Raw genomic sequence first — 24,955 nt, 5'->3', positions numbered from 1 at the left:
CCTCGTTAGTGTGGGGGAATGCGCACGCGGCCGACGTCCCACCGTCTCGCCGAGGTGCTCCCGGGCTCATGGGGCCTCGGTGCGACAAGCCAACTCTTCTGGCTTGACGGGCGACACGGCGAGCCGCGTTTCACCTTCCGTGTCGCTGGCACCTCGCCGCTGCGCCTGACCGAGACGATCGAGTTCGCGGGCGTGGACGGCCGACCGCGCACCCTGTCGGGCAAGACGCGCTGGGTCCGTGACGAGTTCGCGTGGAGGGGTTCGGGCACCGACGCTCTCGTGACTCGCCGCTGGTCGGCTGCTGGCGTCGACGAGACGGGGTCGATCCTTGTCATGCGCAACCGGCGCACGCGTGCCGTCGCGAGCGGGATCGACATCCTGGTGCGCGAGGGTGCAGAACTGGGCGAGCTGCGCACGATCGTCGCATCGACGGCTGCCGAACTGGGGATCTCACCGGAGGACTTCGCCTCGCTCACCTGGATCCGACGGAACGACTGATCCTGCCGTCACTCCGCGGGGAGGGTGGGGAGCTGCACACCGAGGAGCGGGTCCTGCACGGCGTCGGGTGAGACATCGGCAATGCCATTCCCGACCGTGTCCGCGCGCGCCGCTGGCACCGTCGCGATCCCGGCGGCGAAGACCGCCGCGAGCGACACGACCGCCGCTGCGAGCATGACGCTCGCGACTGTGTGCAGGGCGGTGAGTCGTGATTCGCGTCGAAGACGCAGCAGGTCAACCACCAGCACGATGAGGATGCCGCAGGCGGCGGCGATGACGAGGAGCACGGGCACGCTGACGAGGCCGGTGACGTTGAATGTCGTCTCGTCGTGGGTGACGAGTGCAGGCTCGATTAAGACGAGCGCGAAGGTGCGCACGGACATGGCGGGTAAGGCCTTCGGGTAAAGGAACTGCCTTCGGGTGTGCAGTGGTCGAACGTTAGCAGCGGGCCCCGTGCTGGTCAATCATTGCGGGCGTTATCCACGCGGGCGCGGTCGCCTGCATCGGCGGGTCACGCGTCCTCGCGGCCGCCCATGATCTCCTCACGCACCCGCCGCAGGTCCTCCATCAGGGCACCGATGAGGATCCAGTGTTCCGGGTGGGGGACGGCGATCGCGAGCGGGGCCGTGAGCGCCGGGAGATCAGACGTCAGGGGTTCGGCATCCGGTTCGCGGCGCGGTGCGGCGAGCAGTCGCAGGTCGTGCGCGGCACGGTCGAGTTCGGAGCCGATCGCCCGCACCATCGGCTCCGCGCGGAGTGTCTCGTCGTAGTGGTCGTGCACCGCCCTGGTCATGCCGAGCACGCGCGTCACGAGCACGTTGAGCCGGCGCAGCAGTTCCGCGTCCCAGGCGATTTCCTCGCGGTGGATGCCGCGGCGAGGGTTGAGCAGCAGGCTCTCCTCAGCGCGGGTGACCTGTTCGGCCGCATCCCGTTGGAGGGCACGCAACCGGCGCGCGCGCGTCAGGATGTCCTGGAGTTCTGCGCGATCGGTGCCCCGCGTGAGTACCTGCGAGAGCTCGTCGAGCGTGTCGGCGATGCGGTTGGCGAGCTCCCGGACCGCGCGTCGCGAGGGCTCGCGCAGCACGGGCGGCACGATGGCGAAGTTGACGATGAGGGCCACGATCACGCCGATGACGGTCTCGATGACGCGTTCGAGCGCGTAGTCGGCAGTGTTGCCGGCCCCGATCGCGAGCACGAGCATGGCGCTGATGGGGATCTGGTTGGTGGAGCCGGGCGTGAGGCGCAACGCCCAGGCGAGGAAGAGCGCGACGACGATGATCCCGAGCACGCCCCAGCTCGAATCCCCGAACAGGTGGCTCGCGCCATAGGCGAGCAGCACGCCGAGGAGCACCCCGAGACTGCGCTCGATCCCCTTCGCGAGCGACTGGTTGAGGCTCGGCTGCACGACCAGCAGGGCCGCGATCGTCGCAAAGATCGGGAGAGGCTGGTCGAGCAGGAACCACGCTGCGACCCACGCGATCACCGAGGCGAGTGAGGTCTTGACCACCTGCAGCAGGGGGCTCCGCGAGGCGGCTCTCACAGCGGTGATCGGGCGCATGTCAACACCGTATGCCCGGGCGCGCGGAGGCGTCGCTGACTTGTCGGTCAGTCCTCAGGGTCGCTCGGGTCGATTGGCGCGTGGTGGTCACGTCCCTGCTCACCGCGACGCCAGTAGCCGTCGACCTTCACCTGCTCGGCGGGCAGGCCGAGCTCGCGGCGGAGGTAGCGGCGCACGGGCACGAGGGCATCCGCTTCGCCTGCGAGCCAGAGGTAGGTGTCGTCGCCGATGTCACCGAGGCGACGGATGGCGCGCTCGAGCGAGCCAGCGCCGCCATCGAGCCAGATGACGTTCGCCCGGTGCACCAGTTCGGGGTCGAGGTATCCGGCGTCTGACGGATGCTCCAGCTCGACGAACGCGCAAATCTCGACGTCTTCCGGCAGCATCTCGATCCAGCGGGCTACGGCCGGGAGAGCACTGAGGTCGGCACCCAGGATGACCCGCGTCATCCCTGTCGGCACCGGATGCGATCCGCGGGGGCCCCCAACGACGAGCGTGTCGCCGGGCGCGGCCGAGCTTGCCCAGGTGCTGGCCGGGGCATCCGTGCCGTGGATGACAAAGTCGAGGTCGAGTTGTGCAGGGGAGCCCTCCGTCGCGGGCCTGAAGGCGCGTGGGGTGTAGTCGCGAGCGATGACGGTGCCGTGCTCCGGACGCTTCATGCCCTCGGCGGTCATGGTGGGCACGGCGAGTTCGCCTGTTACGGGGTCGGCGAAGAACGCCTTGACGTGGTCGGCGGGCCCCGTGCTCGTGAAGCCTCGCAGGTCGTCGCCCGTGAGGGTCACCCGCACGAAGGAGGCTCCGAGCCGGGCAACAGAATCAACCGTCAGCGTGCGGATCGCCATCGGGTGGCGTTCAACGGGCGGGTGCTCGATCATTGCTCTCCATGGTCCAGGGCCGTCGATGAGACGTCGTCGGCATACGGCATCCCACGCTAGCCCATGGGGTGTTCAGAGGGGGTCTGGCCCGATCAACTGCTCCGAGAGGCCGGCGCCGTCGGCGGCGTAGTACCAGGGGGTCGCGGTCCTCTCGGCACGCTCGTCGTCTGACTTGCGTCCACCCGCGAGCACAGCCTCGCCGGTCGAGAGCTGGCGAATGGCGATCGCCTGCACCTGCTCGGGGTGCTCCTCGGCGAAGCCGCCGTAGATCTCGGGGTCGTGCTGCCCGTCGTCTCCGACGAGCAGCCAGCGCATGTCGGGGAACTCCTTCGCGAGGCGGCGCAGCGTCTCCTCCTTGTGCAACCGTCCGCTGCGGAACCAGCGGTCGTGCGTCGGCCCCCAGTCCGTGAGCAGGAGCGGCCCGCTCGGGTACAGGTGGCGAAGCAGGAACCGGCTCAGGGTCGGTGCGACATTCCACGCGCCCGTCGAGAGGTAGAAGCAGGGGGCACCCGGATGATCGTGCAGGAGCCGTTCATAGAGCACGGCCATGCCGGGCACGGGTCGGCGGGCGTGCTCATCGAGCACGAAGGTGTTCCAGGCGGCGAGAAAGGGCCGGGGCAGTGCCGTCACCATGACGGTGTCGTCGATGTCGGAGATGAGCCCGAAGCGCACGGCCGGGTCGACGATGAAGACGGGTGCCTCGACCTCCTCCGAGCCCTCCGTGCGGATGTGCACGGTGTTCCAACCGGGCTCGAGTTGGACGGCCACGACCGCGTCGATCACACCCCCGCGGTCTGCGTGGACTGGATGCTCCTCGTCTCCGATCCGGATCGTGACTGCGACGTCGTTGAGGGGCACGCTCGTGAAGCTGCGCCATCCCCGGATCTTCTTGTACCTGGTCGCGGTGCCGGGCTTCGAGAGCAGCACGCGGCCGAGCACGCGGATCCAGCCGGTGGAACCGTAGCCGGCGTAGGGAATCACTGTCGGCTGGTGGCCCCGGCGGCGGGCGCTGCGTTCACGGAAGTCGTGGAATGCATCCTCGAGCCGTGAGGCGAAATGTGGAATCGGCGAGACCGCACTGCCGCGATCCGGCGCGTTGTGGGGCTTCGCCATTGCTCCAGTCTGGCATGAGCGCGCCGCCTCGATGAGCGGATGCCCGGAGTCGCCCCGCCATGCAGTCTGACAGTTTGCCTTGACATGCTGGCGCCCGCGCTCGACCCGCGCCCCCGCTACGGGGGCGGGGCGTAGGATTACAAGCTGAACTTTCGTTAATAGAGGAGCCCCCGCCTTGCCCAATTCCGATCTGGACGCCCTGCACGCCACGACGGCTGCCCTTCGAAATGAGCCCGTCCAGGCCCGCAGTGCCGCCCGACTGACCCGCCTGCTGGATTCCGCGGCCGAGGTCATCGATGAGATCGGATACGAGCGCCTCACGACAGCCATGGTTGCCGAGCGGGCCGGCGCCTCCATCGGCACGGTCTACCGCTACTTTCCCGACCGCATCGCGGTGCTGCAGAGCCTCAGCGTGCGCTTCCTCAACGACTTCATCGAGGAGGTGTCGAGCGCGCTCCAGGCGGAGTCGGTGACCTCGTGGCAGGAGGCGGTTGACGCCGTGATCGACACGGCTGTGCGCTCCTTCGCGACCAAGCCTGGCTTTCGCTCGCTCCGCTTCGGCGACGTGATTGACGTGCGCCCGCGCGAGGAGGACCGCACGCACAACGCGGTCGTCGCGTCCGTCCTGGCGGAGGTGTTCGCCAACCGCTTCGACGTGACGGGCGACGATCTTTCGCTGCGCGTCGAGGTCGCCGTGCAGCTCGTCGACTCGCTGCTCGCACGCGCCTTCGCCTTCGACCCGGCGGGCGACGAGCGCATCATCGCGGAGGGCCGGGCCCTCGTGCACTCCTACCTGGCGAGCGCCTTCACGTCCTGATCGCCGCTCGCGTCAGTCGTCGACCATCAGTCGTCGATCGTCGACGCGTCCCCGTCACCAGCGCGCCGCATGTAGCGCGCCTCGGCTCGTCCCAGCAGGTACTTGGCGAGCACAACGAGCAGCAGGAACGCGACGATGACGGCCACGAAGATGTACCCGGCGTAGTGCAGTTGGTCGGCCAGCTCGCGGTATGACCCTGCGGCGAGCCATCCGACAGTCACGTACCCGCCAGCCCAGAGCAGGCAGGCCGGCACAGTCCACGCCATGAAGGTGCGGTAGCGCATGGAGCTCATGCCCGCCGTGAGCGGCACGAGCGAGTGCAGCACGGGCAGGAAGCGCGAGATGAAGACCGCGACGCCCGCGCGCCTGTCGGTGTAGTTCTCGGCGCGCACCCACTGCTTCTCGCCGATGCGCCGTCCCAGGCGGCTGGCGCGGATGCGCGGGCCGAAGTAGCGGCCGAGCATGAAACCGATGCTCTCGCCGCCGAGTGCTCCGAGCACGACCGCGGCGAGCATCGCGACGTACTCGACGACGGAGTCAATGGCGGTGGACGCGACAATCACGATCGAGTCGCCCGGCACGATCAGGCCCACGAGCACCGAGGTTTCGAGGAGGATGCCCACCCCTGCGAGGATCGTGCGCAGCACGGGATCGACCGACTGCACGAGGTCGAGGAGCCAGGTGAGTACCTCGTTCACGCGGGGGTCACCGTCATCTGCGGAAGCGGGCGACATAGGGTTTCAAGCCGGGCACGCCATTCGCCGAGCCTGCCGGGCTTCTCCGCCGTCGCGGGCCCATCCACCCAGTTCGTGGCGATGCGCACCCCGTGGAGGGCATTCAGGGTCCAGACCTCAAGGCCGTCGAGCTCCTCGGGAGTCGTCGTCTCCCACGAGAGCTGTGTGCCCGTGGCGGTCGCGAGCGCGAGGAGGGCGCGTGCCGTCACGCTGTCGACACGATCGAGTTCCTGGGCGGGAAGGCAGAGTATGTCGCCGCGCCACCAGGCGAGCGCAGACGACGCCGTCTCGGCGACGTGACCGAGCGGATCGACGATCACGACGTCATCCGCCCCCCTGTCGCGGGCCTGTGCTCGGAGGGTCTCGAGCGCCGCGAGCGACGGACCCTTGATGCGGGGCCGGTCGCGGGGATCCTCGCCCTCGTGCGTCAGCAGCGTCGTGCTGAGGCGTCGCTCGGGCGCCGGGCGCACGCGAAGGAAGGCCTCGACGCGACGGCCGGTGCGACGCAGCTCGACCCGGGGGAACCATTCGCCGGTGCGGGGGATGGTCGCGATCACCGCGTCCCAGAACGCCTCCGCATCCTTGACAAGCTCGCTCGCGGTCGCGAGGAAGCGGTCCCGGTGCAGGGCGATCGCAAGGGCAGCGCCATGTGTGACAAGCCACGAGTCTGCGACGAGGATGTCTCCGTCATCGGCCTCACCCTGCAGGGCAGCGTCGAGTCCGGTTCCGGTCCACCGCAGGATCGCGTGAGCACTCATATTGTTAGCGTATGCGTCGACGGGTTCTCGAAGCTCCACTGGGGCTGTGGCTGGACCCTGAAAGCGCATACCTCACCCTGCATTCGCAGGATGAGGACTCCTTCTGGCTCGACTGCGGCCCGGCGGCGACCGCCGGCGTGAGTGCCATGGGACGGGCATCCGCCCGGGTCTCTCCCCAGTCAGGCGAGCCACTGCTGCATACCCTCCGGCGGGAGTTTGCAGCCCACGGCGACGTCGAGGTGTCCGCTGCCCAGGGCTTCCGCCTCGGCTGGGTCGGCTGGATCGGCTACGACTACAGCGCCCACACGCTGGGGGAGTCCTTCGGGCAGGGCAGTCAGCATCCGGATGCCGCCATGCTGCGCGTCGATCGAGCCCTCGTGTTCGATCACGCCTCCCGCACGGTGACGCTGCTCGCCCTCGGCGAGGAGTGGAGCGGTGAGCTCGAGGCGTGGCGGGAGTCGACCTGCCGGACGCTCCGGGCCGCCTCCGCCAACCCGCCGACCGTCCCTGCGCAGGTGCCGCACGGCGGGCCAGTCGTGTGGGCGCACGACGACGAGCAGTACCTTCGCATGATCGCGGAGTGCCAGCATGCGATCAGGCAGGGGGATGCCTACCAGCTGTGCCTCACGACGACGGCGCGCGTCGAGGGCGCGACGGATGCGGTGGCCGCCTACCTCGCGCTCCGGCGGTCGAGCCCCGCCCACCACGGTGGCCTCCTGCGCATCGGCGACACCGCCCTGCTGAGTGCCTCGCCCGAGCAGTTCCTCGCGGTGGATCCTGTTGAGAGAACCGTCGAGACCCAGCCCATCAAAGGCACGCGGCCGCGCGGCCGCACACCCGAGGCCGACCGCGACCTGGCGCGCGAACTCAGGGCGAGCGACAAGGAGCAGGCCGAGAACCTCATGATCGTCGACCTCATGCGCAACGACCTCGCTCGCGTCTGCGAGCTCGGAACAGTCGCGGTGCCCTCGCTCCTTCGTGTCGAGACCTATCCGCACGTGCACCAGCTCGTGAGCACGGTGCGTGGCCGGCTTCGCGCCGGCCTGTCCGCGATCGACGCCATCGCGGCGTGCTTCCCCGCCGGCTCGATGACGGGTGCCCCCAAGCGTGAGGCCGTGCGCATCCTCACCCGCCTCGAGGTCCGCCCGCGCGGCATCTATGCGGGGACATTCGGGTATCTCGGCTTCGATGGCCGTCTCGACCTCGCGATGGTGATCCGCACGATCGTGATGGACAAAGACGGGGCGACTGTCGGCGCAGGCGGCGGTATCACGGCGCTCTCCGTCCCGGACGAGGAACTCGCGGAGGTCAAGCTCAAGGCCGCCGCGCTCCTGGGGGTGCTGCTCAGGCGCGATGGGCAGTCGGAGGATTCGGTCAGCGAGCGACACCGTAGGGTGTTGGCGTGACCATTCGATACGTGGCGCTGGGAGACTCGTTCACGGAGGGCGTCGGCGACCCTGACCCGAGCCTGCCGAACGGCGTCAGGGGCTGGGCGGACCGCTTCGCAGCACTCCTCGCGGCGACGGATGCCGACACGAGCTATGCCAACCTCGCGATCCGCGGGCGCAAACTGCTCCAGGTCGTGGAGGAGCAGGTCGAACCCGCAATCGAGATGGCGCCGACGCTGGTCACGATCTATGCGGGCGGCAACGACATCCTGCGCCCCTCCGTCGACATCGATGCGCTCATGGCGGTCTACGACGACGCTGTGGGGCGCATCCGGGATGCAGGGGCTGACGTCGTGCTGTTCACGGGGTTCGACACGGCCAAGTCAGCGTTCTTCCGCAAGACCCGGCCGCGCACGGCGATCTACAACGAACTGCTCCGCGAGATCGCCGACGAGCGCGGTGCGCACATCGTCGACTACTGGCGCTTCGACGAGTACAACGACCCGCGCATGTGGGATGTCGACCGGCTGCACATGTCGACAAGGGGCCATATCACCATGGCGAAGCGTGTGATGGCCCGTCTTCGTGAGGACCACATGGTCGAGCCCGAGTCACTTGAGCCGCTCCCCAGGCGGAGCCGGCTGGAGGCGGCGCGCGCGGATGCCGCGTGGGCACGCGAGTATCTCGGGCCCTGGTTCGGCCGCCGGCTCACCGGCCGCTCCTCTGGCGACGGGCTCGCACCTCGCTGGCCGCAGCTGCGGCCGGTCGCGCCAGACGAGGGGTAGCTCGGCGGCGCGCCCAGTTCGCTAATCTGGGAGGTCTGCACCGAATCACGCAACGAATAGAGAGCACCAGTGGCCCAGCAGCACGATGACGGCACCGAGTACGACTTCCACTCCATCCAGGCGAAGTGGCAGGCCGTTTGGGAGGAGACCAAGCCCTTCCGCACCTCGAACGACGACAACAAGCCGCGCAAGTATGTGCTCGACATGTTTCCGTACCCCTCCGGCGACCTCCACATGGGCCACGCGGAGGCATACGCCCTCGGCGATGTGATCGCCCGCTACTGGCGGCAGCAGGGCTTCAACGTGCTGCACCCGATCGGCTGGGATTCCTTCGGCCTGCCGGCCGAGAATGCGGCGATCAAGCGCGGCATCGACCCGCGCGACTGGACGTACCAGAACATCGACCAGCAGAAGCGGAGCATGAAGCTCTATGCCGCATCGTTCGACTGGGACCGCGTCATTCACACGAGCGACCCTGAGTACTACAAGTGGAACCAGTGGCTGTTCCTCAAGATGTATGAGAAGGGCCTCGCCTACCGCAAGGCATCGTGGGTCAACTGGTGCCCCCAGGACCAGACCGTGCTCGCCAACGAGCAGGTGGTCGACGGCACGTGCGAGCGCTGCGGTGCCGCGGCCGAGAAGAAGAAGCTCACGCAGTGGTACTTCAAGATCACCGACTACGCCGACCGCCTGCTCGATGACCTGAACCAGCTCGAGGGCAACTGGCCTTCGAAGGTCATCGCGATGCAGCGCAACTGGATCGGCCGCTCGATCGGTGCCGAAGTCGACTTCGAGATCGAGGGCAGGAGCGAGAAGGTCTCCGTCTTCACGACCCGTCCCGACACGCTCTATGGCGCGACCTTCATGGTCGTGGCCCCTGATTCCGACCTCGCCGCAGAGCTCGTCTCGGACTCGAACGAGACGGTCAAGCAGCAGTTCGCCGGCTACCTCTCCGAGGTGCAAAAGAAGTCCGAGATCGACCGGCAGGATGCTGGCCGTGAGAAGACGGGCGTCTTCCTCGACCGCTTCGCGATCAATCCCGTCAATGGCGAGCGATTGCCGATCTGGGCTGCCGACTACGTGCTCTCGGACTACGGCACGGGCGCCATCATGGCTGTTCCCGCACACGACCAGCGCGACCTCGACTTCGCACTCAAGTTCGGCCTGCCCGTTCGGGTCGTCGTCGACACAAACGCGCCCGTGACCGGCGCGATCCCCGTCATCGAGACCGACGAGAATGGCGACCCGGTACTTCCCGATCTCCCACCGGTCGACCCGGCCGTTACTGGTGAGGCCCTCGGCGGCGAGGGGCGAATGATCAACTCCGGTCCGCTCGACGGCTTGAGCAAGGCCAACGCGATCAAGCGCGTCATCGAGCAGCTTGAGGCCGCCGGCACGGGGCGCTCGGCTCGCAACTACCGCCTGCGCGACTGGCTGATCTCGCGCCAGCGCTACTGGGGAACGCCCATCCCGATCATCCACGGGGAGGACGGCTCAATGGTTCCCGTTCCCGAGGACCAGCTGCCCGTCGTGCTTCCGCCCTCCGAGGGTCTCGACCTCAAGCCCAAGGGCTCGTCGCCGCTCGGTGCGGCCGAGGACTGGGTGAATGTGCCGCATCCGATCGACGGTTCGCCCGCGCGTCGCGACGCCGACACGATGGACACCTTCGTCGACAGCTCCTGGTACTTCCTGCGGTTCCTCAACCCGAAGGACGACAGCCGGGCCTTCGACCCGGCCGAGGCCGAGAAGTGGGCGCCCGTCGACCAGTACGTCGGTGGCGTGACCCACGCGATCCTCCACCTGCTCTACGCGCGCTTCATCACCAAGGTGCTCTACGACCTCGGCTATGTCACGTTCACGGAGCCCTTCTCGGCGCTGCTCAACCAGGGCATGGTGCTCATGGACGGCTCGGCAATGAGCAAGTCCAAGGGCAACATCGTGCAGCTGAGCGAGCAGCTCGAGGAGCACGGCGTCGACGCGGTGCGCCTCACGATGGCCTTCGCAGGTCCGCCTGAGGATGACATCGACTGGGCGGATGTCTCGCCCGCCGGTTCGGCGAAGTTCCTGGCGCGAGCGTGGCGCCTCGCGGGCGACGTGACGAGCTCACCGGATGTCGAGTGGAAGACGGGGGACGAGTCGCTGCGGCGCGTCACCCACCGCTTCCTCGCCGACGCCCCCGGCCTGACGGAGTCCTTCAAGTTCAATGTCGTCGTCGCGCGGCTCATGGAGCTGGTCAACGCGACGCGGAAGGCGATCGACGGTGGCGCAGGCGGTGCGGACCCTGCGGTGCGTGAGGCGACCGAGACGGTCGCCCTCGGACTCAGCCTCTTCGCCCCCTACACGGCGGAGGACATGTGGGAGCGGCTCGGCTACACCGGCTCGGTGGCTCACTACGGCTGGCGCAAGCCTGACCCCGTGTTGCTCGTCGAGCAGTCGGTGACGGCGGTCGTGCAGGTTGACGGCAAGGTACGCGAAAAGCTCGAGGTCAGCCCCACGATCGACCCCGCCGAGCTCGAGTCACTCGCGCTCGCGTCGGCTGGCGCGGTGCGGGCCCTGGGCGACCGCGAGGTGGACCGCGTGATCGTGCGCGCACCGAAGATCGTGAGCATCACGACCAAGAAGTAACGTCCTCCACGGCATGCGCCCGCGGTATGCCCTCACAGGGCATCCCGCCCGCCGTCGCCGGGGGTCGCGGCGTGCGTAGCGTGCCGCCATGGGCTCGCAGCGATCCTCAGGGATGTCGTCGGCGGCTGCAGCGATGCTGGCCGCACCCGGGCCGGCGCGCCTGCGTGTCGGCGCGGGAGCGGCCGTCATCCTGCTGCTTCTCGGGCTCGGGGTCGCGGTCCTGGTCTCGGCGCTGGGATCCCGGGGCGAGACCGGCACGCTCGGGCAGGATGTCCCGCCGACCGAAGCTCCCGCGGCGGCCATCTACGTCCACGTCCTCGGGGCCGTTGCCAGTCCGGGACTGTTCGAGCTCCCGGAGGGGTCGCGGGCGGTGGATGCCGTTGCGGCGGCGGGTGGATTCGCGCCGGATGCCGATCGTGGCGCCATCAACCTCGCCCGCTTCGTGGACGACGGTGAGCAGATCGCAGTGCCCGTGATCGGCGCCGTCGGTGACCCCGTCGGAGCCGCGGGTACGGCCGGGGATGGACGAGTCAACATCAACATGGCCGATGCGGCGACGCTTGAGACCCTGCCGCGCGTGGGGCCGGCAATGGCGGCGCGCATCATCGCATGGCGCGACGCCAACGGCCGCTTCTCCAGCGTCGACGATCTCCTTGCGGTCACCGGAATCGGCGAGAAGACCCTGGAAGGCATGCGGAGCCTCGTGACCGTATGACCGCGCCGACGAAATGACCGATCGACGTCCGCCGCTCGACCTGCGTCTCGCGGTGCCCGTCGCGGCCTCCTGGCTTGTCGTCGGCATCCTGCTGGGCGTCGAGGGAGCCGCCGCTCCGGCGGCGATTGCCGCCGCGCTGCTCGCCGTCCTTCTCTTCCTGACCGGCCGGGGTCGGCGGCGCGGGGTGCTGATGACAATTGCCTTGGCCTCGGCAGCCGGGGCGCTCCTGCTCGCGTGCGCCGCCGCATCCGTCGATGAGCGACGCCCTGCCGAACTCGTCGCCGCGGCCGAGGACTCGCGCCACGTCACGCTCGAGGCGACCGCCACCCAGGCGGTCGTGCAACCGGCAGCAACCGCGAGGTTCGGTGCGCGAATCGATCACGTCGAAGGAGCGGGGTTGCGGATGGATGCCGCCGTGCCGGTCACGATCTTCGCGAGGGTCACGGAGCCGATCGAGGTGGGGGACCGCGTCACGGTGTCGGGCACACTCGCCGTGACCTCGCCGGCCGATGCCTCGGCGTTCCTCGTCTTCGCGAGGAGTCAGGCTTCCGTCGAGCAGGTCCAGCCGGGGCCGGTCGCATGGGCGGGCGAGCTCCGCGAGGGGTTCCGGACGCTCGTGGCAGGAATGCCGCAGCCGGGCGCCGGTCTCCTTCCGGGCCTGGCGATCGGGGACACCAGTGCGGTCGACGAGGCGCTGGAGGAGGAGATGAAGACCTCCTCGCTGACGCACCTCACCGCCGTGTCTGGCGCGAACTGCGCCATCGTGGTCGGCCTGGTCCTCGCGCTGGGAGCAGCCCTGCGGGTTCCCCGAGGCATGCGCGTGCTCACCTCCCTCGCCGCCCTGGCCCTCTTTGTGCTCATCGTGACCCCGGAACCCAGCGTCATGCGCGCCTCTGCCATGGCCGTCGCGGTGCTCGTGGCCAAGGCGTGGGGGAGAGGTGCGGCCGGGGTGCCGGTGCTGGCCCTCGCCGTGCTCGTCCTGCTCGCGATCGACCCGTGGTTGGCGCGCAGCTATGGCTTCGTGCTCTCGGTGCTCGCGACCGCGGGGCTTCTCGTGCTCGCCGGGCCCCTGGCGGCGCGCATGACCACCGTGCTTCCGGCACCGCTTGCCGCCGTGATCGCCGTGCCCCTTGCGGCGCAGCTCGCCTGCCAGCCGGTCATCATCCTGCTCGCGCCCGCCATTCCCAGCTACGGGGTGATCGCCAACCTCCTTGCGGCGCCGGCGGCGCCGGCAGCGACGGTGCTGGGGCTCGTGGCCTGCGTGGTCAATCCGCTCGCCCCGTGGGCCGCCGAGGCGATCGCGTGGCTCGCATGGCTTCCGTCCGCCTGGATTGCCGCAGTGGCCGCGTTCTTCAGCGGGCTCCCCGGCGCCCAGCTCCCGTGGGCGGAGGGTGCACTCGGCTTCGGGCTCGCGGTTGCTCTGACGGTGCTCGGCCTCGGAGTGACGCTCGCGCGAAGGAGGCGCTGGTGGACCCTCGGGTTGTGCGGTGTGCTCGTCATTGCGGGCGGCCTCGTCGCCGGTGACCGGATCCGCGTGGCCCTCCACACTCCCGGGGAGTGGCAGTTCGCAGCGTGCGACGTAGGGCAGGGTGACGCCCAGCTCCTCCGCGACAGCGACACCGTCATGCTCGTCGATGCGGGCCCCGACGCCGCCGCGCTCGACGACTGCCTTTCACGGCTCGGCATCTCACACGTCGATATCCTGGTGCTCTCGCATTTCGACCTCGACCACGTGGGCGGCGTCGAGGCGGTCGTCGGTAGGGTCGGCACGGTCGTGGCTGGTCCGCCGGCGTCGGCCGAGGACGAGCGGATGCTTCGAGACTTCGCCGACGCAGGCGCCCAGGTTCTCCCGGCCACACGTGGCCTCGCGGGCGAGCTCGGGCGACTGCGGTGGACGGTCCTGTGGCCGGCGCGAACGCCGGCCATGCCGCCCGGCAACGATGCGAGCGTCGTGCTCGCGGTCGACGGGCGTGCGTGCCAGTGCCTGAGCACGCTCCTCCTTGGTGACCTCGGACGCGAGGCACAGCTCCGGATGCTCGCGGGCGCCCGTTCGCAGTTGAGCGCCTTGGGCGGTGTGGACATCGTCAAGGTGTCGCACCACGGCTCCGCCGACCAGTACGAACGCCTCTACGAGTCTGTTCCCGCCACCATCGGGGTCATCGGCGTCGGCGCCGACAACACCTATGGGCACCCGACTCCGAGCATCCTGTCGCTCCTCGGGCGCCTCGGCACGGCGGTGGCCCGCACCGATCAGCACGGCCTCGTGCTCTCGTGGGCGCGGGACGACGGCAGGATCGGGGTGTGGAGCGAGACGGGGCAGGTGGCACCAGCGTCGGCTTCAGACGAGGATGTCGCCGCCCGACGCTAGGCTGTCATTCGTCGTCACGAGACCGAGCGTCATGCCTCGGACGACCTTGAGTGAGTAGGAGCACCGTGGCAGCAAGGCCTGCAGCGCGAAGCGCGAAATCGTCGGTCGCCATCCCGCAACTGGACTGGTCGAAGGTGCGTCCGGCCCCGATCGTGCTCGTGTCGGGCACGGAGGGCTTCCTCGCTGACCGTGCCATCCGGATGCTCCGCGACCTGCTCAAGGCCGAGGACCCGAGCCTTGAGGTGAGCGATATCGACGCGGCCGGCTATGCGCCGGGGCAGCTCCTCACGGTTGCAAGCCCGTCGCTCTTCGGCGAGCCCCGCATGATCCGTGTGACGGGCGTCGAGAAGTGCACGGACGCCTTCATCGCGGAGGCGCTCTCATACCTCGAGTCGCCCGCCGAAGGCACCTACCTTGTGTTGCGGCACGCGGGCGGCGTGCGCGGAAAGAAGCTGCTCGACGCCATCCGGAGCGGCGCCGGTGGCGGGATCGAGGTCGCCTGCACAGAGCTCAAGAAGGAGTCTGACAAGGCAGACTTCGCTGTCGCCGAGTTCAAAGTCGCGGGGCGCCGGGCCACGGCGGGCGCCATCCGCGCGCTCGTTGCCGCGTTCGCCGACGACATCGCCGAACTCGCATCCGCCTGCCAGCAACTCATCTCGGACTCGAGCGCCGAGATCACCGAGGCAACGGTGGAGAAGTACTACTCGGGCCGGGTCGAGACCACGGCCTTCAAGGTCGCGGATGTCGCGATCGCCGGCCGCCACGGCGAGGCCCTCGTCATGCTCCGCCACGCCTTGGCATCCGGTGCCGACCCCGTGCCGATCGTCGCAGCCTTCGCCATGAAGCTCCGCACGATGGCGAAGGTCTCGGGTGCGAGGGGAGGCTCGGGCCAGCTCGCGCAGCAGCTGGGGATGGCGCCGTGGCAGGTCGACCGTGCCAAGCGTGACCTGCAGGGGTGGAGCGGCAATGGCCTCGGTCGCTGCATCGAGGTGCTCGCCGAGACCGATGCCGCGGTCAAGGGTGCCGAGCGCGACCCCGTCTTCGCGCTCGAGCGCATGGTCGGCGTGATCGCCTCACGCGGAGAGTATCGCTTGGAGCGGCGGTAAGCAGCTTGGTCAGAGGCAGCCACCCGCGATCGCGTCGGAGGAGTTCCAGCCGTAGGGCTCACGACCGGGAGCAGTGATCTGGATGTTGAGCACGAGATCCACGGCGTTGTAAGAGCCTAAGCTCGGATCTGTGCCGATCTCGAAGCCGAGGTTGCCCTCAGGAGTTGACAGGTACTCCATCGTCGAGTCGATTGCCCCGGGCCCCTGCCGAAGACCGTGGTGGGTCATTCGTATCTCTGTGCCGACAGGTTTGCCAACGGCGAAGCCCTCGGGTGTGCTCAGCGCGGGATTACGCACGTCGATAACCTGCACGATGCCAGCATCATCGACCCAAAGGCTCAGCCCTAGGTTCGGGTCGACAGTGATCCACCGGCCGGGGTTCCAGGCCTCATCCCACCAGCCTTTCGGTGTACCGCGGGTGCAGAACTCTGGATCGTAAGTGACGAGCGTCGAGTTAGCGGCGGGCTTACCGACGCGGAGGTCGCCGATGCCCCCCGGTGTGAGTGCCCACGGGTCGTCACTCGGGGTCGGCTCAGGCGCTGGCTCGGGCGGTTCGCTCGGCGGCTCGGGCGTGCGGGCCGGCGCTGGCGCTGTGGACGATGGGACAGGCGCTGCCACTGTGCCGGGTGCGATCACGCAGCCGCTCAGCGCGAGCACCCAGGCGAGCAGAGCCAGAGCCGGGACGAGGATGCGGGAACGCGTCGGCATGATGCCGACGATATCGAAGCCGAACTCAACTATGGAGGGCCGTAAATCACACTTCCGCAACGAAAACGCCCCGCCTCACAGTGTGAGACGGGGCGTTCGAGGTTTTGCTGCTTAGAGCGCCGCAACCTGCTTGGCGATCGCCGACTTCTTGTTGGCGGCCTGGTTCTTGTGGATGACGCCCTTGCTCACAGCCTTGTCGAGCTTCTTGCTGGCGAGCTGGAGCGCGGTCGTGGCGGCTTCCTTGTCGCCGGCGGCGATGGCTGTACGCGTGGCGCGCACGGCGGTCTTGAGCTCGCTCTTGACGGCCTTGTTGCGCTCCGTCGCCTTCTTGTTGGTGAGGATGCGCTTCAGCTGCGACTTGATGTTTGCCAAGGTAGTTCTTTCTGTTGTTCCGGACGGTGTGTGGCAGCCATTCCCAGCGCCGTTGTAGAGGGCAACGAGCGGTGGCGGGGCTGCAGTTCGCACCGGGTGAATCGTGGGGGATGAACGCGGTGCGCAAGCCAACAGGCAACTTTACCAGTGTGCGGGGCGATTCGACAATTCGATTGCCGTGTGGGTGCGGGGCGGGATTCGAGTGCCGGGCCTCGTCATGGGACAATCGTGGCGTCCATCTTCGTGCCGCGTCCGCGGCGCCGACCCAGTCACAGAGGAACGCGTGAGTCCCAAAGCCCAGAAGGCCCTCCAGCCGGCGTCGACCGACCCCGCCTTCATCCGCAACTTCTGCATCATCGCCCACATCGACCACGGCAAGTCGACCTTGGCCGACCGGATGCTGCAGGAGACCGGCGTCGTCGCCGACCGTGACATGCGCGCCCAATACCTCGACCGCATGGACATCGAGCGTGAGCGCGGCATCACGATCAAGAGCCAAGCGGTGCGGATGCCGTGGGCACTCGACGGGCAGTCCTACGCGCTCAACATGATCGACACCCCCGGCCACGTCGACTTCACCTACGAGGTGTCGCGCAGCCTGGCGGCCTGTGAGGGCGCCATCCTGCTGGTCGACGCCGCCCAGGGCATCGAGGCGCAGACCCTCGCGAACCTGTATCTCGCGCTCGAGAACGACCTCACGATCATCCCGGTCCTCAACAAGATCGACCTGCCGGCGGCCGACCCTGAGAAGTACGCCAACGAGCTCGCGGGGCTCATCGGCGGGTCGCCTGATGACGTGCTGCGCGTCTCGGGCAAGACCGGTGTCGGCGTGCCCGAGCTCCTCGACCGCGTCACGCAACTCATCCCCGCGCCCAAGGGCGTCAAGGATGCTCCCGCTCGCGCGATGATCTTCGACTCCGTCTACGACAGCTACCGCGGTGTGGTCACCTACGTGCGAATGATCGACGGCAAGCTGCACCCACGCGAGAAGATCCAGATGATGTCGACCCGCGCGACCCACGAGGTGCTCGAGATCGGTGTCAGCTCTCCCGAGCCGATCCCCAGCAAGGGCCTCGGCGTGGGCGAGGTGGGGTACATCATCACGGGCGTGAAGGACGTGCGACAGTCCAAGGTCGGTGACACGGTGACGACGGCCGCCAAGCCCGCGACCGAGGCACTGCCCGGCTACACCGAGCCGCTGCCCATGGTCTTCTCGGGGCTCTACCCGATCGACGGCAGCGATTATCCGGTGCTGCGTGAGGCGCTCGACAAGCTGAAGCTGTCGGATGCCGCGCTCAACTATGAGCCCGAGACATCCGTCGCCCTCGGCTTCGGTTTCCGCTGCGGCTTCCTCGGCCTGCTGCACCTCGAGATCATCACAGAACGCCTGCGCCGCGAGTTCGATCTCGACATCATCACAACGGCGCCGAGCGTGATCTACGAGGTCACGACCGACGACAAGAAGACCGTCACGGTCACGAACCCGAGCGAGTTTCCGGTCGGCAAGATCCAGAGCGTGCGCGAGCCGGTCGTGAAGGCGGCCATCCTCGCGCCGAAGGACTACGTCGGCGTCATCATGGAGCTCTGCCAGAGCCGCCGCGGCACGCTGCTCGGCATGGACTACCTCGGCGAGGACCGCGTCGAGATTAAGTACACGATCCCCCTCGGCGAGATCGTCTTCGATTTCTTCGACCAGCTGAAGAGCAAGACGGCCGGCTACGCGAGCCTCGACTACGAGCCCGCGGGGGAGCAGGAGGCAGACCTCGTCAAGGTCGACATCCTGCTGCAGGGCGAGCAGGTCGACGCCTTCAGCGCGATCGTGCACCGCGAGAAGGCCTACGCCTACGGTGTGCTCATGACGGGCCGCCTGCGCGAGCTGATTCCGCGGCAGCAGTTCGAGGTGCCCATCCAGGCCGCCATCGGCGCGCGCATCATCGCTCGCGAGAGCATCCGGGCGATGCGCAAGGACGTGCTGGCGAAGTGCTACGGCGGTGACATCACTCGAAAGCGCAAACTCCTTGAGAAGCAGAAGGAGGGTAAGAAGCGCATGAAGATGGTGGGCCGCGTCGAGGTGCCGCAGGAGGCGTTCATCGCCGCGCTGTCGGGCGACGTGGAGAAGAAGGACAAGAAGTCGTAGATCTCCGGTAGCACCCCGTCCTAGGGTCACATCATGCGCTCGATGCCAAGCACAACGACGAAGCTCGGAAGGACGAAGAGCTCGAGCGTTTGCGCGAGGTGAACCGGCTCGCCGACAAGGCCTTCAACAGGGCAGTAGAGGAGACCCTACGGGCGTGCGAAGACGCTCCGGACTGGTTGGCTGGAGTGTTGCAGCAGCCATCAGTTGTCGGCATCGCGAATGACGACGAGCTCGCCGATGACAATCTGAGCGGCGCATGCGGCCTGCTCGAGGGTTCACGTGTCTGCGCTGACGCTCGGGCGCGCGGCGTCTGGTAGCGCGGAAGGCACTCAGACGCGCGCGGTATCCTTGCCGGATGCCTCTGTCGTGCCGTTCCTTCCTGCGCTGTGAGGCGCAAACGCTTGCCGCATCCCTTTGCCTCGGAGCGAGCTAGGTGTCCAAGAAGGCGCTCTGGAGCCTCCCCGTCAACTACGCGGCCGTAGGCGCGACGCAGTCGCAGGAGTCGATCGCGTTTCCGCCGAAGGGGTACCGCGCGTTCGAGAAGCGCGTGCGCATCGGCACGGGACCGGCGCGGTGGGAGTTCGCATGGCGGGCGACCATGTCGTGGGGCATCAAGGTTCGCAGTGGCTTCGACGTTGAGCTCACGGAGACGCCCCGCGAGGTTCGTGAGGGCAGCTATACGCCCGTGACCTTCAACGACTCGGGAGCGCCCGTCGCCGCGGCCGGCACGGGTGAGCGCAAAGAGGTGACCTACGGGCCCGACGGTTTGCCATTCGTGACCCCCGGTGACTCGGTCTGGCTCGTGTTCTCGGTCGGCCCTTTCACACTGCGCGAACCCGTGCGCGTCATCTACGTGATCGACGAGCCGAATCGCAAGGGCTTCGCCTACGGCACGCTGCCGGGCCACCCCCTCAGCGGCGAGGAGCTCTTCGTGGTCGACCTTGAGGATGACGGCTCGGTCTGGATGATGCTGAGGTCGCTTTCCCGTCCGGCACCCGGCAAGTGGACAGCCGTTAGCCCCCTCCTTTTGCTCGCGCAGCGCGCGCTTCGCCGCCGGTACTTCTCGGCGCTCTCTGGTCCCGTCGACTGACGATGCCCTCCGCCCTTCCCCTCGCCGACCCGGCTCCCCTCGACGGCCTCTTGCCGGTGACGGTCGCTGGCGGCGCTGCCGCGCGCGATTTCGGCGTCTACCTGCACGTGCCGTTCTGTCGCGTGCGCTGCGGTTACTGCGACTTCAACACCTACACAGCCGAAGAGCTGCGCGGCGTGCATCGTCGCGACTATGCCGGGCAGGCGGCGCTCGAGGTCTCCTTCGCTGCGCGGGTTCTGCGGGAGGCTGGGCTTGCGCCGCGGCCCGTGTCGGCCGTCTTCTTCGGAGGCGGCACGCCAACTCTGCTGCCCGCATCCGATCTCGTGCACATGCTTGACGCCGTCCGCGCTGAGTGGGCGCTGGCCGCTGGAGCCGAGGTCACGACGGAGGCCAATCCAGATTCAGTGGATGCCGCCTATCTCCAGGAGCTCGCACGGGCAGGATTCACCCGTGTGTCGTTCGGCATGCAGTCGGCCGTTCCCCACGTGCTCGCCACCCTGGAGCGCACGCATGACCCCGCGCGCATCCCGCTCGTCGTGCAGTGGGCGCGCGACGCCGGCCTCGACGTGAGCCTCGACCTCATCTACGGCACGCCGGGGGAGTCTCTCGAGGACTGGCGCCGCTCGCTGGAGCACGCGATCGCGCAGGAACCTGACCACCTCTCCGCCTATGCGCTCATCGTCGAGGACGGCACCAAGCTCGCGCGGCAGATCCGTCGCGGCGAGGTGGCGGAGCCCGACGATGACCTCGAGGCCGACATGTACGAGCTTGCGGATGCCCTGCTCGCCGATGCCGGCTACGACTGGTACGAGGTCAGTAACTGGGCCAGGCCGACGGACGGCGGTGATCATCGCAGCCGCCATAACCTCGCGTACTGGCGCGGACAGGACTGGTGGGGCGTCGGGCCCGGCGCCCACAGCCATGTCGGGGGCGTGCGCTGGTGGAATGTGAAGCATCCAGCCGCCTATGCAGAGCGCGTGCTTGGTGGGAACTCGCCAGCGGCCGGACGCGAGGTACTCGACGACCAGACGAAGGCTGTTGAGCGCGTGCTTCTCGGCGCTCGCGTCCGCGATGGCCTCCGCACGACGGAACTCTCCGAGGCGGGCAGGCTTGCGGTAGCCGGGCTCATCGCGGATGAGCTGCTGGACGCCAAAGCCGCCCTGCGCGGATCAGTCGTGCTGACCCTGCGAGGGCGGCTCCTTGCGGATGCTGTCGTGCGGCGACTGCTTGAGTGACGGCGGCCGCGAATCTCCTACTGCTTGATGAACTCGATCGTGAGTGGATAGCGGTAGTAGAAGCCCTGGTTGGCCTTGACCGCCGCGATGATCATGAAGACGACCATCGCGATCGGGATGATCATGGCCAGGTAGACGATCGCGAATCCGATGCCGAAGGTGAACACCGCCAGCGGGATGGCCACGATGAAAAGAATGATGGCGGCAGCGATCGAGTAGATCGTGTACGAGATCTGGAAGTTCAGCGCCGAACGGGTGTGTTCGCGCACGAAGGGGCCGCGATCCTTGAGCACGAGGTAGCCGACGAGCGCCGGGATGAAGCTGAAAAAGATCCCGCCCACGTGCACGAGCGTCGCCCAGAGCTTCTCATCGGCGGGACTCATGGGCTGGTTCGGCTGGTACTGCCCGGGAGGGGGCGGGGCTGCGTTGGTCATGCGCCTATTAAACCAAGCGCCCGAGGCAAAGGAGAAGGCCGGGAACGAAGTCCCGGCCTTCTCCTTCGGCTCAACGACTACTTGACGAGCCGGAGCGTCAGCGGGTAGCGGTACGCAATGCCGTCTTTCGTCTTCGTGAAGGCGATGATGCAGAACACGACTGCTCCGGCCCAGATCGCGAACGCGATGAGTGGCTGCAGGAAGAGCCCAAAAATGCTCCAGAACCCGAACGTGATGGCGGTCAGCACGAGGTTGACGACGAACCAGGCGATCTGTGCGATGGCCACTGTGATCTGGAAGTTGAGGGACTCCTTCGCCTCCTGGTCCGTGAACGACCCGCGGTCTTTGAACACGAGCCAAATGATGAGCGGGGGCAGGAAGGAGAGGATCCCGCCAAGATGAGCGAACGAGGCCCACTGGCGGTCCTCGGCCTGGCTCAGCGGAGCTGCGGGAGGAGTCTGGTCGGTCATGTCATGCCTTTCTCTGGGCGATCCCCGACGTGGGGGATCGAGTGTTCTGTCTGCCTGAGAAAAAGCTGAGGGTAGCGCAGGCACTGCATAACCTAGCGCCACCCACTCCGGGGGGCAATGATTTCGCGGGCGGTGCATCGCGGTAGAATTGGCAGTCACTTGATGCGAGTGCCAAGACGGTGGAGGTGATGGGGATGGTTTCCGATCGGGGCCTTGAGGTGCTTCGTGTCATCGTGCAGGACTATGTCGCCTCACGGGAGCCGGTCGGCTCCAAGTCGATCGTCGAGCGTCACTCCTTCGGAGTGTCCGCGGCCACGATCCGCAGCGACATGGCGCAGCTGGAGGAGGAAGACCTCATCACGGCGCCGCACACGTCGTCCGGACGGGTGCCGACAGACAAGGGGTATCGCCTCTTCGTCAATCAGCTCGCCGATCTCCGGCCCCTGTCTGCAGCGCAGCGGCACGCGATCGAGGCCTTCCTGGGTGAGTCGACCGATCTCGACGACGTGCTCGCGCGCAGCGTGCGACTGCTCTCGCAGCTGACGCACCAGGTGGCCCTCGTGCAGTACCCGACGCTCGGGCGATCACGCATCCGTCATGTCGAGCTCGTGCCACTCAACCAGGTGCGCCTCATGACCGTGCTTATCACCGACACGGGCCGGGTTGAGCAGCGCATCATCGACGTGCCAATGGGGATCGACGAGGAGTTCCTTGGGGAGCTCCGCACCCGCATCAACAGCGAACTCGCGGGCCTCGTGTTGAAGGATGCCGCGGAGCAGCTGGAGGGCTTGGCCGAATCCTTCGAGCCGCACCGGCGACCTTTCGTCGCGGTCGTCGCGAGCAGCCTCGGTGAGCAGGTTGTCGCAAGCCGGCACGACAAGCTCGTGATGGCTGGAGCGGCGAACCTCGCCCGCACCGAGGAGGATTTCAGTGGCAGCATCTATCCTGTGCTGGAGGCGATCGAGGAGCAGGTGACCCTGCTGCGCCTGTTCAGCGAGATGGAACAGGAGATGGGCGGCATCGCGGTGCGGATCGGCCGCGAGAATGAGTCCTTCGGGCTCGGTGAGGCATCGGTGCTCAGCTCTGGATACGCGGGATCGAGCGGCGAGGTCGCGCGGCTCGGTGTGCTCGGCCCGACGCGCATGGACTATTCGAGCAACATGACGGCGGTGCGTGCTGTGGCGCGCTACCTCTCCAAGCTGCTGAGCGAGAACTGACGAGAACAGATCGACGGTCGAGGGCGGGAGCCCGCGACATCCGCACGCCGCAGGGTGGACGGAGCCGTGAGAGAACAATATTGAGGAACTGCATTGGCTGACCATTACGAGGTGCTCGGCGTCGACCGCAGCGCGACGCCGGAAGAGATCAAGAAGGCGTACCGCCGCCTCGCGCGCGAACTGCACCCCGACGTGAACCCGGGAGCCGATGCAGCCGACCGCTTCAAGGACGTGACCCACGCCTACGACGTGCTGTCGGATCCCAAGCGCAAGCAGGAATATGACCTGGGCGACCAGGCTGGCTTCGGCGCCGGTTTCGGGGGCGGCTTCGGTGACATCTTCGAGACCTTCTTCGGTGGCGGGGGCGGCACTCGTCCGCCCCGGTCGCGCACAGAGCGTGGCCAGGACGCCCTGCTGCGCGTCGAGGTCGAGCTCGCGGATGTCATCTTCGGCACGTCCCGTGAGGTCGAGGTCGACACGGCTGTCGTGTGCAAGACGTGTGGCGGCTCCTGCTGTGCGCCCGGCACCGACCTCCAGACCTGCGACATCTGTGGCGGATCGGGACTCATCCAGCGCTCCGTGCGCAGCCTGCTGGGCAACGTCATGACCTCGAGCCCGTGTGGCACCTGCCGCGGCTACGGCACGGTCATCCCGCACCCGTGCCAGACCTGCTCAGGCCAGGGTCGCGTGCGCGCGCGGCGCAAGATTCCCGTCGACATCCCGGCCGGGGTTGACACGGGCCTCCGCCTGCAGATGCCCGGCCAGGGTGAGGTCGGCCAGGGTGGCGGGCCGAGCGGTGACCTCTACCTCGAGATCAAGGTGCGGCACCACGACGTCTTCAGTCGCAACGGCGACGACCTGCTCGCAACGCTCGAGGTGCAGATGACGGATGCCGTGCTCGGCACGCGCGCCGTCTTCGAGTCCCTCGACGGCCCGGTCGAGGTGGAGATCAAGCCCGGCACGCAAAGCGCCGAGGTCATCACGGTCAAGGACCGTGGTATCACACACCTTCGCGGCTCAGGCCGCGGCGACCTCAAGATCGGGGTGCAGGTGCTGACGCCGACGAAGCTCAACGGCAAGGCGAAGGACCTCATCCAGGAACTGGCACGAGTGCAGAATGCGGTGCCTCCGCACCTCTCGCATTTCCAGCAGGGACTCTTCCAGAAGCTTCGCGACCGCTTCCTCAACATCTAGCGCGCATGGCGCACTTCTATCTCGCGGACGGCCTCAGCGACACCGCGCCGGGGTCGCTGGTGACGATCGAGGGTGCCGAGGCGAAGCACGCCGTTTCGGTGAGCCGGGTGCGCGTGGGCGAGGTGCTGTCGATCGGCAACGGGGAGGGCCTCGTCGCGACGGGAACCGTCGAGGAGGCCGCGCCCACACGGCTGAGCATCCGGGCCGACGAGGTCGTGAGGCATCCGCCGCCTTCCGCTCGGATCACGCTCGTGCAGGCGCTGGCGAAGGGCGGGCGCGACGAGTCGGCCGTGCAGGCATCGACAGAGCTCGGCGTCGATGCGGTCGTGCCCTGGGCGGCCAGCAGGTCGGTCGTGAAGTGGGACGCCAACAAGCGGGACAAGGGGCGGGAACGCTGGCGCGCGATCGTGCGTGAGGCCACGAAGCAGTCGATGAGGCCGTATCTGCCGCAGGTGCATGAGCCCGTGACCACGAAGGAGATCGCTCGACTCGCCGAGTCGGCACTCGTGCTCGTGCTCGAGCCGACGGCGCAGACCCCGCTGACCTCGGTGGAGGCATCTGGAAGGGACATCGTGCTCGTCGTCGGTCCCGAGGGCGGCATTGCGCCGGAGGAACTCGACATGCTCGCCGCCGCTGGCTGTGTGCCCGTGAGGCTCGGCAGCAGTGTCTTGCGCACGAGCACTGCGGGCCCGGCGGCACTTGCCGTGCTCAGCGCACTCACGGAACGCTGGTAGCGCCTCACCCGCGAGAGCGGAAGC

At 67.9% G+C, this 24,955-nt stretch carries 24 protein-coding genes; 14 read left to right on the top strand and 10 right to left on the bottom strand.

What is annotated here, in order from left to right; genetic code table 11:
* The first annotated feature begins 18 nt into the window (after window positions 1–18).
* Window positions 19–498: a hypothetical protein gene (locus FVA74_RS07395; protein WP_147721417.1), complete on the top strand. Its 480-nt coding sequence runs from the start codon at window positions 19–21 to the stop codon at window positions 496–498.
* Between the two features lie 8 nt (window positions 499–506).
* On the opposite strand, the gene FVA74_RS07390 is transcribed toward FVA74_RS07395, so the two are convergent.
* From FVA74_RS07390 to FVA74_RS07375, 4 genes are all read right to left on the bottom strand, one after another.
* On the bottom strand, window positions 507–881 hold the full coding sequence (locus FVA74_RS07390) for a hypothetical protein (RefSeq protein ID WP_147721416.1): 375 nt from the start codon (window positions 879–881) through the stop codon (window positions 507–509).
* A 128-nt stretch (window positions 882–1,009) separates the two neighbouring features.
* Complete coding sequence (locus tag FVA74_RS07385; protein WP_147721415.1) at window positions 1,010–2,056, bottom strand: aromatic acid exporter family protein; 1,047 nt, start codon at window positions 2,054–2,056, stop codon at window positions 1,010–1,012.
* A gap of 47 nt (window positions 2,057–2,103) precedes the next feature.
* Window positions 2,104–2,931 carry a siderophore-interacting protein gene (locus FVA74_RS07380; RefSeq protein ID WP_147721414.1) on the bottom strand — a complete coding sequence of 276 codons (828 nt, stop codon included), beginning with the start codon at window positions 2,929–2,931 and terminating at the stop codon, window positions 2,104–2,106.
* A gap of 72 nt (window positions 2,932–3,003) precedes the next feature.
* Window positions 3,004–4,044 (bottom strand): App1 family protein, encoded by a 1,041-nt coding sequence (locus tag FVA74_RS07375; RefSeq protein WP_147721413.1) that lies wholly within the window; start codon window positions 4,042–4,044, stop codon window positions 3,004–3,006.
* Window positions 4,045–4,219: 175 nt separating this feature from the next.
* Between FVA74_RS07375 and FVA74_RS07370 the strand changes: the two genes are divergently transcribed.
* Entirely contained in the window at window positions 4,220–4,861 is a 642-nt protein-coding gene (locus FVA74_RS07370) for a TetR/AcrR family transcriptional regulator (protein ID WP_147721412.1), read from the top strand.
* A 26-nt stretch (window positions 4,862–4,887) separates the two neighbouring features.
* On the opposite strand, the gene FVA74_RS07365 is transcribed toward FVA74_RS07370, so the two are convergent.
* Together FVA74_RS07365 and FVA74_RS07360 are read right to left on the bottom strand one after the other, a co-directional pair.
* On the bottom strand, window positions 4,888–5,559 hold the full coding sequence (locus FVA74_RS07365) for a DedA family protein (protein ID WP_147721411.1): 672 nt from the start codon (window positions 5,557–5,559) through the stop codon (window positions 4,888–4,890).
* Window positions 5,556–6,353 carry an aminotransferase class IV gene (locus FVA74_RS07360; RefSeq protein WP_147721410.1) on the bottom strand — a complete coding sequence of 266 codons (798 nt, stop codon included), beginning with the start codon at window positions 6,351–6,353 and terminating at the stop codon, window positions 5,556–5,558. The genes FVA74_RS07365 and FVA74_RS07360 overlap by 4 nt, the downstream gene beginning before the upstream one ends.
* Before the next feature lie 11 nt (window positions 6,354–6,364).
* Here FVA74_RS07360 and pabB point away from each other — a divergent pair, with 11 nt between their 5' ends.
* The 6 genes from pabB (at window position 6,365) to holA (ending at window position 15,340) form a co-directional block, all read left to right on the top strand.
* Window positions 6,365–7,759, top strand: a complete 1,395-nt coding sequence (gene pabB, locus FVA74_RS07355) for an aminodeoxychorismate synthase component I (RefSeq protein WP_147721409.1) — start codon at window positions 6,365–6,367, stop codon at window positions 7,757–7,759.
* Window positions 7,756–8,526, top strand: a complete 771-nt coding sequence (locus FVA74_RS07350; protein WP_240792157.1) for an SGNH/GDSL hydrolase family protein — start codon at window positions 7,756–7,758, stop codon at window positions 8,524–8,526. Before pabB ends, FVA74_RS07350 begins: the two co-directional genes overlap by 4 nt.
* Before the next feature lie 69 nt (window positions 8,527–8,595).
* Window positions 8,596–11,151 (top strand): leucine--tRNA ligase, encoded by a 2,556-nt coding sequence (gene leuS / locus FVA74_RS07345; protein ID WP_147721408.1) that lies wholly within the window; start codon window positions 8,596–8,598, stop codon window positions 11,149–11,151.
* A gap of 88 nt (window positions 11,152–11,239) precedes the next feature.
* Window positions 11,240–11,866: a ComEA family DNA-binding protein gene (locus FVA74_RS07340; RefSeq protein WP_240792156.1), complete on the top strand. Its 627-nt coding sequence runs from the start codon at window positions 11,240–11,242 to the stop codon at window positions 11,864–11,866.
* Window positions 11,867–11,879: 13 nt separating this feature from the next.
* Complete coding sequence (locus tag FVA74_RS07335; RefSeq protein ID WP_147721407.1) at window positions 11,880–14,234, top strand: ComEC/Rec2 family competence protein; 2,355 nt, start codon at window positions 11,880–11,882, stop codon at window positions 14,232–14,234.
* A 65-nt stretch (window positions 14,235–14,299) separates the two neighbouring features.
* Window positions 14,300–15,340 (top strand): DNA polymerase III subunit delta, encoded by a 1,041-nt coding sequence (gene holA, locus FVA74_RS07330; protein ID WP_147721406.1) that lies wholly within the window; start codon window positions 14,300–14,302, stop codon window positions 15,338–15,340.
* Between the two features lie 9 nt (window positions 15,341–15,349).
* Here the strand turns inward: holA and FVA74_RS07325 are convergent, their stop codons facing one another.
* Window positions 15,350–16,048 carry a hypothetical protein gene (locus tag FVA74_RS07325; protein WP_147721405.1) on the bottom strand — a complete coding sequence of 233 codons (699 nt, stop codon included), beginning with the start codon at window positions 16,046–16,048 and terminating at the stop codon, window positions 15,350–15,352.
* A gap of 111 nt (window positions 16,049–16,159) precedes the next feature.
* A complete protein-coding gene (rpsT, locus tag FVA74_RS07320) occupies window positions 16,160–16,420 on the bottom strand; it encodes a 30S ribosomal protein S20 (protein ID WP_147721404.1) in 261 nt (86 codons plus the stop codon).
* A gap of 283 nt (window positions 16,421–16,703) precedes the next feature.
* On the opposite strand from rpsT, the gene lepA reads away from it, so the two are divergent.
* The 3 genes from lepA to hemW all read left to right on the top strand — a co-directional run bounded on the left by lepA (window position 16,704) and on the right by hemW (window position 20,882).
* Entirely contained in the window at window positions 16,704–18,557 is a 1,854-nt protein-coding gene (gene lepA, locus FVA74_RS07315) for a translation elongation factor 4 (RefSeq protein WP_147721403.1), read from the top strand.
* 433 nt (window positions 18,558–18,990) lie between these two features.
* Entirely contained in the window at window positions 18,991–19,647 is a 657-nt protein-coding gene (locus tag FVA74_RS07310) for a DUF1990 family protein (protein WP_206022613.1), read from the top strand.
* A gap of 2 nt (window positions 19,648–19,649) precedes the next feature.
* On the top strand, window positions 19,650–20,882 hold the full coding sequence (gene hemW, locus FVA74_RS07305) for a radical SAM family heme chaperone HemW (protein ID WP_147721402.1): 1,233 nt from the start codon (window positions 19,650–19,652) through the stop codon (window positions 20,880–20,882).
* Window positions 20,883–20,899: 17 nt separating this feature from the next.
* Here hemW and FVA74_RS07300 read toward each other — a convergent pair whose 3' ends face one another.
* Both FVA74_RS07300 and FVA74_RS07295 read right to left on the bottom strand, forming a co-directional pair.
* Window positions 20,900–21,316 (bottom strand): DUF4870 domain-containing protein, encoded by a 417-nt coding sequence (locus tag FVA74_RS07300; protein WP_240792155.1) that lies wholly within the window; start codon window positions 21,314–21,316, stop codon window positions 20,900–20,902.
* 77 nt (window positions 21,317–21,393) lie between these two features.
* Complete coding sequence (locus FVA74_RS07295; protein ID WP_147721401.1) at window positions 21,394–21,786, bottom strand: DUF4870 domain-containing protein; 393 nt, start codon at window positions 21,784–21,786, stop codon at window positions 21,394–21,396.
* A 194-nt stretch (window positions 21,787–21,980) separates the two neighbouring features.
* Here FVA74_RS07295 and hrcA point away from each other — a divergent pair, with 194 nt between their 5' ends.
* From hrcA to FVA74_RS07280, 3 genes are all read left to right on the top strand, one after another.
* Window positions 21,981–23,003, top strand: a complete 1,023-nt coding sequence (hrcA, locus tag FVA74_RS07290) for a heat-inducible transcriptional repressor HrcA (RefSeq protein WP_147721400.1) — start codon at window positions 21,981–21,983, stop codon at window positions 23,001–23,003.
* A gap of 93 nt (window positions 23,004–23,096) precedes the next feature.
* Entirely contained in the window at window positions 23,097–24,197 is a 1,101-nt protein-coding gene (dnaJ, locus tag FVA74_RS07285; RefSeq protein WP_147721399.1) for a molecular chaperone DnaJ, read from the top strand.
* A 5-nt stretch (window positions 24,198–24,202) separates the two neighbouring features.
* Entirely contained in the window at window positions 24,203–24,931 is a 729-nt protein-coding gene (locus FVA74_RS07280; protein ID WP_147721398.1) for a 16S rRNA (uracil(1498)-N(3))-methyltransferase, read from the top strand.
* Window positions 24,932–24,955 lie beyond the last annotated feature (24 nt).

Origin of the sequence: Salinibacterium sp. dk2585, assembly GCF_008001035.1 — a bacterium.
Taxonomy (GTDB): Bacteria; Actinomycetota; Actinomycetes; order Actinomycetales; family Microbacteriaceae; genus Homoserinimonas.
Note: the sequence above shows the minus strand (reverse complement) of the source record. Positions and strands in the feature narration are given on the sequence as shown.

Excerpts from the sequence above, each read along its gene's own strand:
- FVA74_RS07340 (WP_240792156.1), top strand. The coding sequence starts at position 11,240 with ATGGGCTCGCAGCGATCCTCAGGGATGTCGTCGGCGGCTGCAGCGATG.
- pabB (WP_147721409.1), top strand. The coding sequence starts at position 6,365 with ATGCGTCGACGGGTTCTCGAAGCTCCACTGGGGCTGTGGCTGGACCCT.
- FVA74_RS07380 (WP_147721414.1), bottom strand. The coding sequence starts at position 2,931 with ATGATCGAGCACCCGCCCGTTGAACGCCACCCGATGGCGATCCGCACG.
- FVA74_RS07385 (WP_147721415.1), bottom strand. The coding sequence starts at position 2,056 with ATGCGCCCGATCACCGCTGTGAGAGCCGCCTCGCGGAGCCCCCTGCTG.
- FVA74_RS07335 (WP_147721407.1), top strand. The coding sequence starts at position 11,880 with ATGACCGATCGACGTCCGCCGCTCGACCTGCGTCTCGCGGTGCCCGTC.
- FVA74_RS07300 (WP_240792155.1), bottom strand. The coding sequence starts at position 21,316 with ATGACCAACGCAGCCCCGCCCCCTCCCGGGCAGTACCAGCCGAACCAG.
- hrcA (WP_147721400.1), top strand. The coding sequence starts at position 21,981 with ATGGTTTCCGATCGGGGCCTTGAGGTGCTTCGTGTCATCGTGCAGGAC.
- FVA74_RS07325 (WP_147721405.1), bottom strand. The coding sequence starts at position 16,048 with ATGCCGACGCGTTCCCGCATCCTCGTCCCGGCTCTGGCTCTGCTCGCC.
- FVA74_RS07280 (WP_147721398.1), top strand. The coding sequence starts at position 24,203 with ATGGCGCACTTCTATCTCGCGGACGGCCTCAGCGACACCGCGCCGGGG.
- FVA74_RS07375 (WP_147721413.1), bottom strand. The coding sequence starts at position 4,044 with ATGGCGAAGCCCCACAACGCGCCGGATCGCGGCAGTGCGGTCTCGCCG.
- FVA74_RS07390 (WP_147721416.1), bottom strand. The coding sequence starts at position 881 with ATGTCCGTGCGCACCTTCGCGCTCGTCTTAATCGAGCCTGCACTCGTC.
- FVA74_RS07395 (WP_147721417.1), top strand. The coding sequence starts at position 19 with ATGCGCACGCGGCCGACGTCCCACCGTCTCGCCGAGGTGCTCCCGGGC.
- hemW (WP_147721402.1), top strand. The coding sequence starts at position 19,650 with ATGCCCTCCGCCCTTCCCCTCGCCGACCCGGCTCCCCTCGACGGCCTC.
- FVA74_RS07295 (WP_147721401.1), bottom strand. The coding sequence starts at position 21,786 with ATGACCGACCAGACTCCTCCCGCAGCTCCGCTGAGCCAGGCCGAGGAC.
- FVA74_RS07360 (WP_147721410.1), bottom strand. The coding sequence starts at position 6,353 with ATGAGTGCTCACGCGATCCTGCGGTGGACCGGAACCGGACTCGACGCT.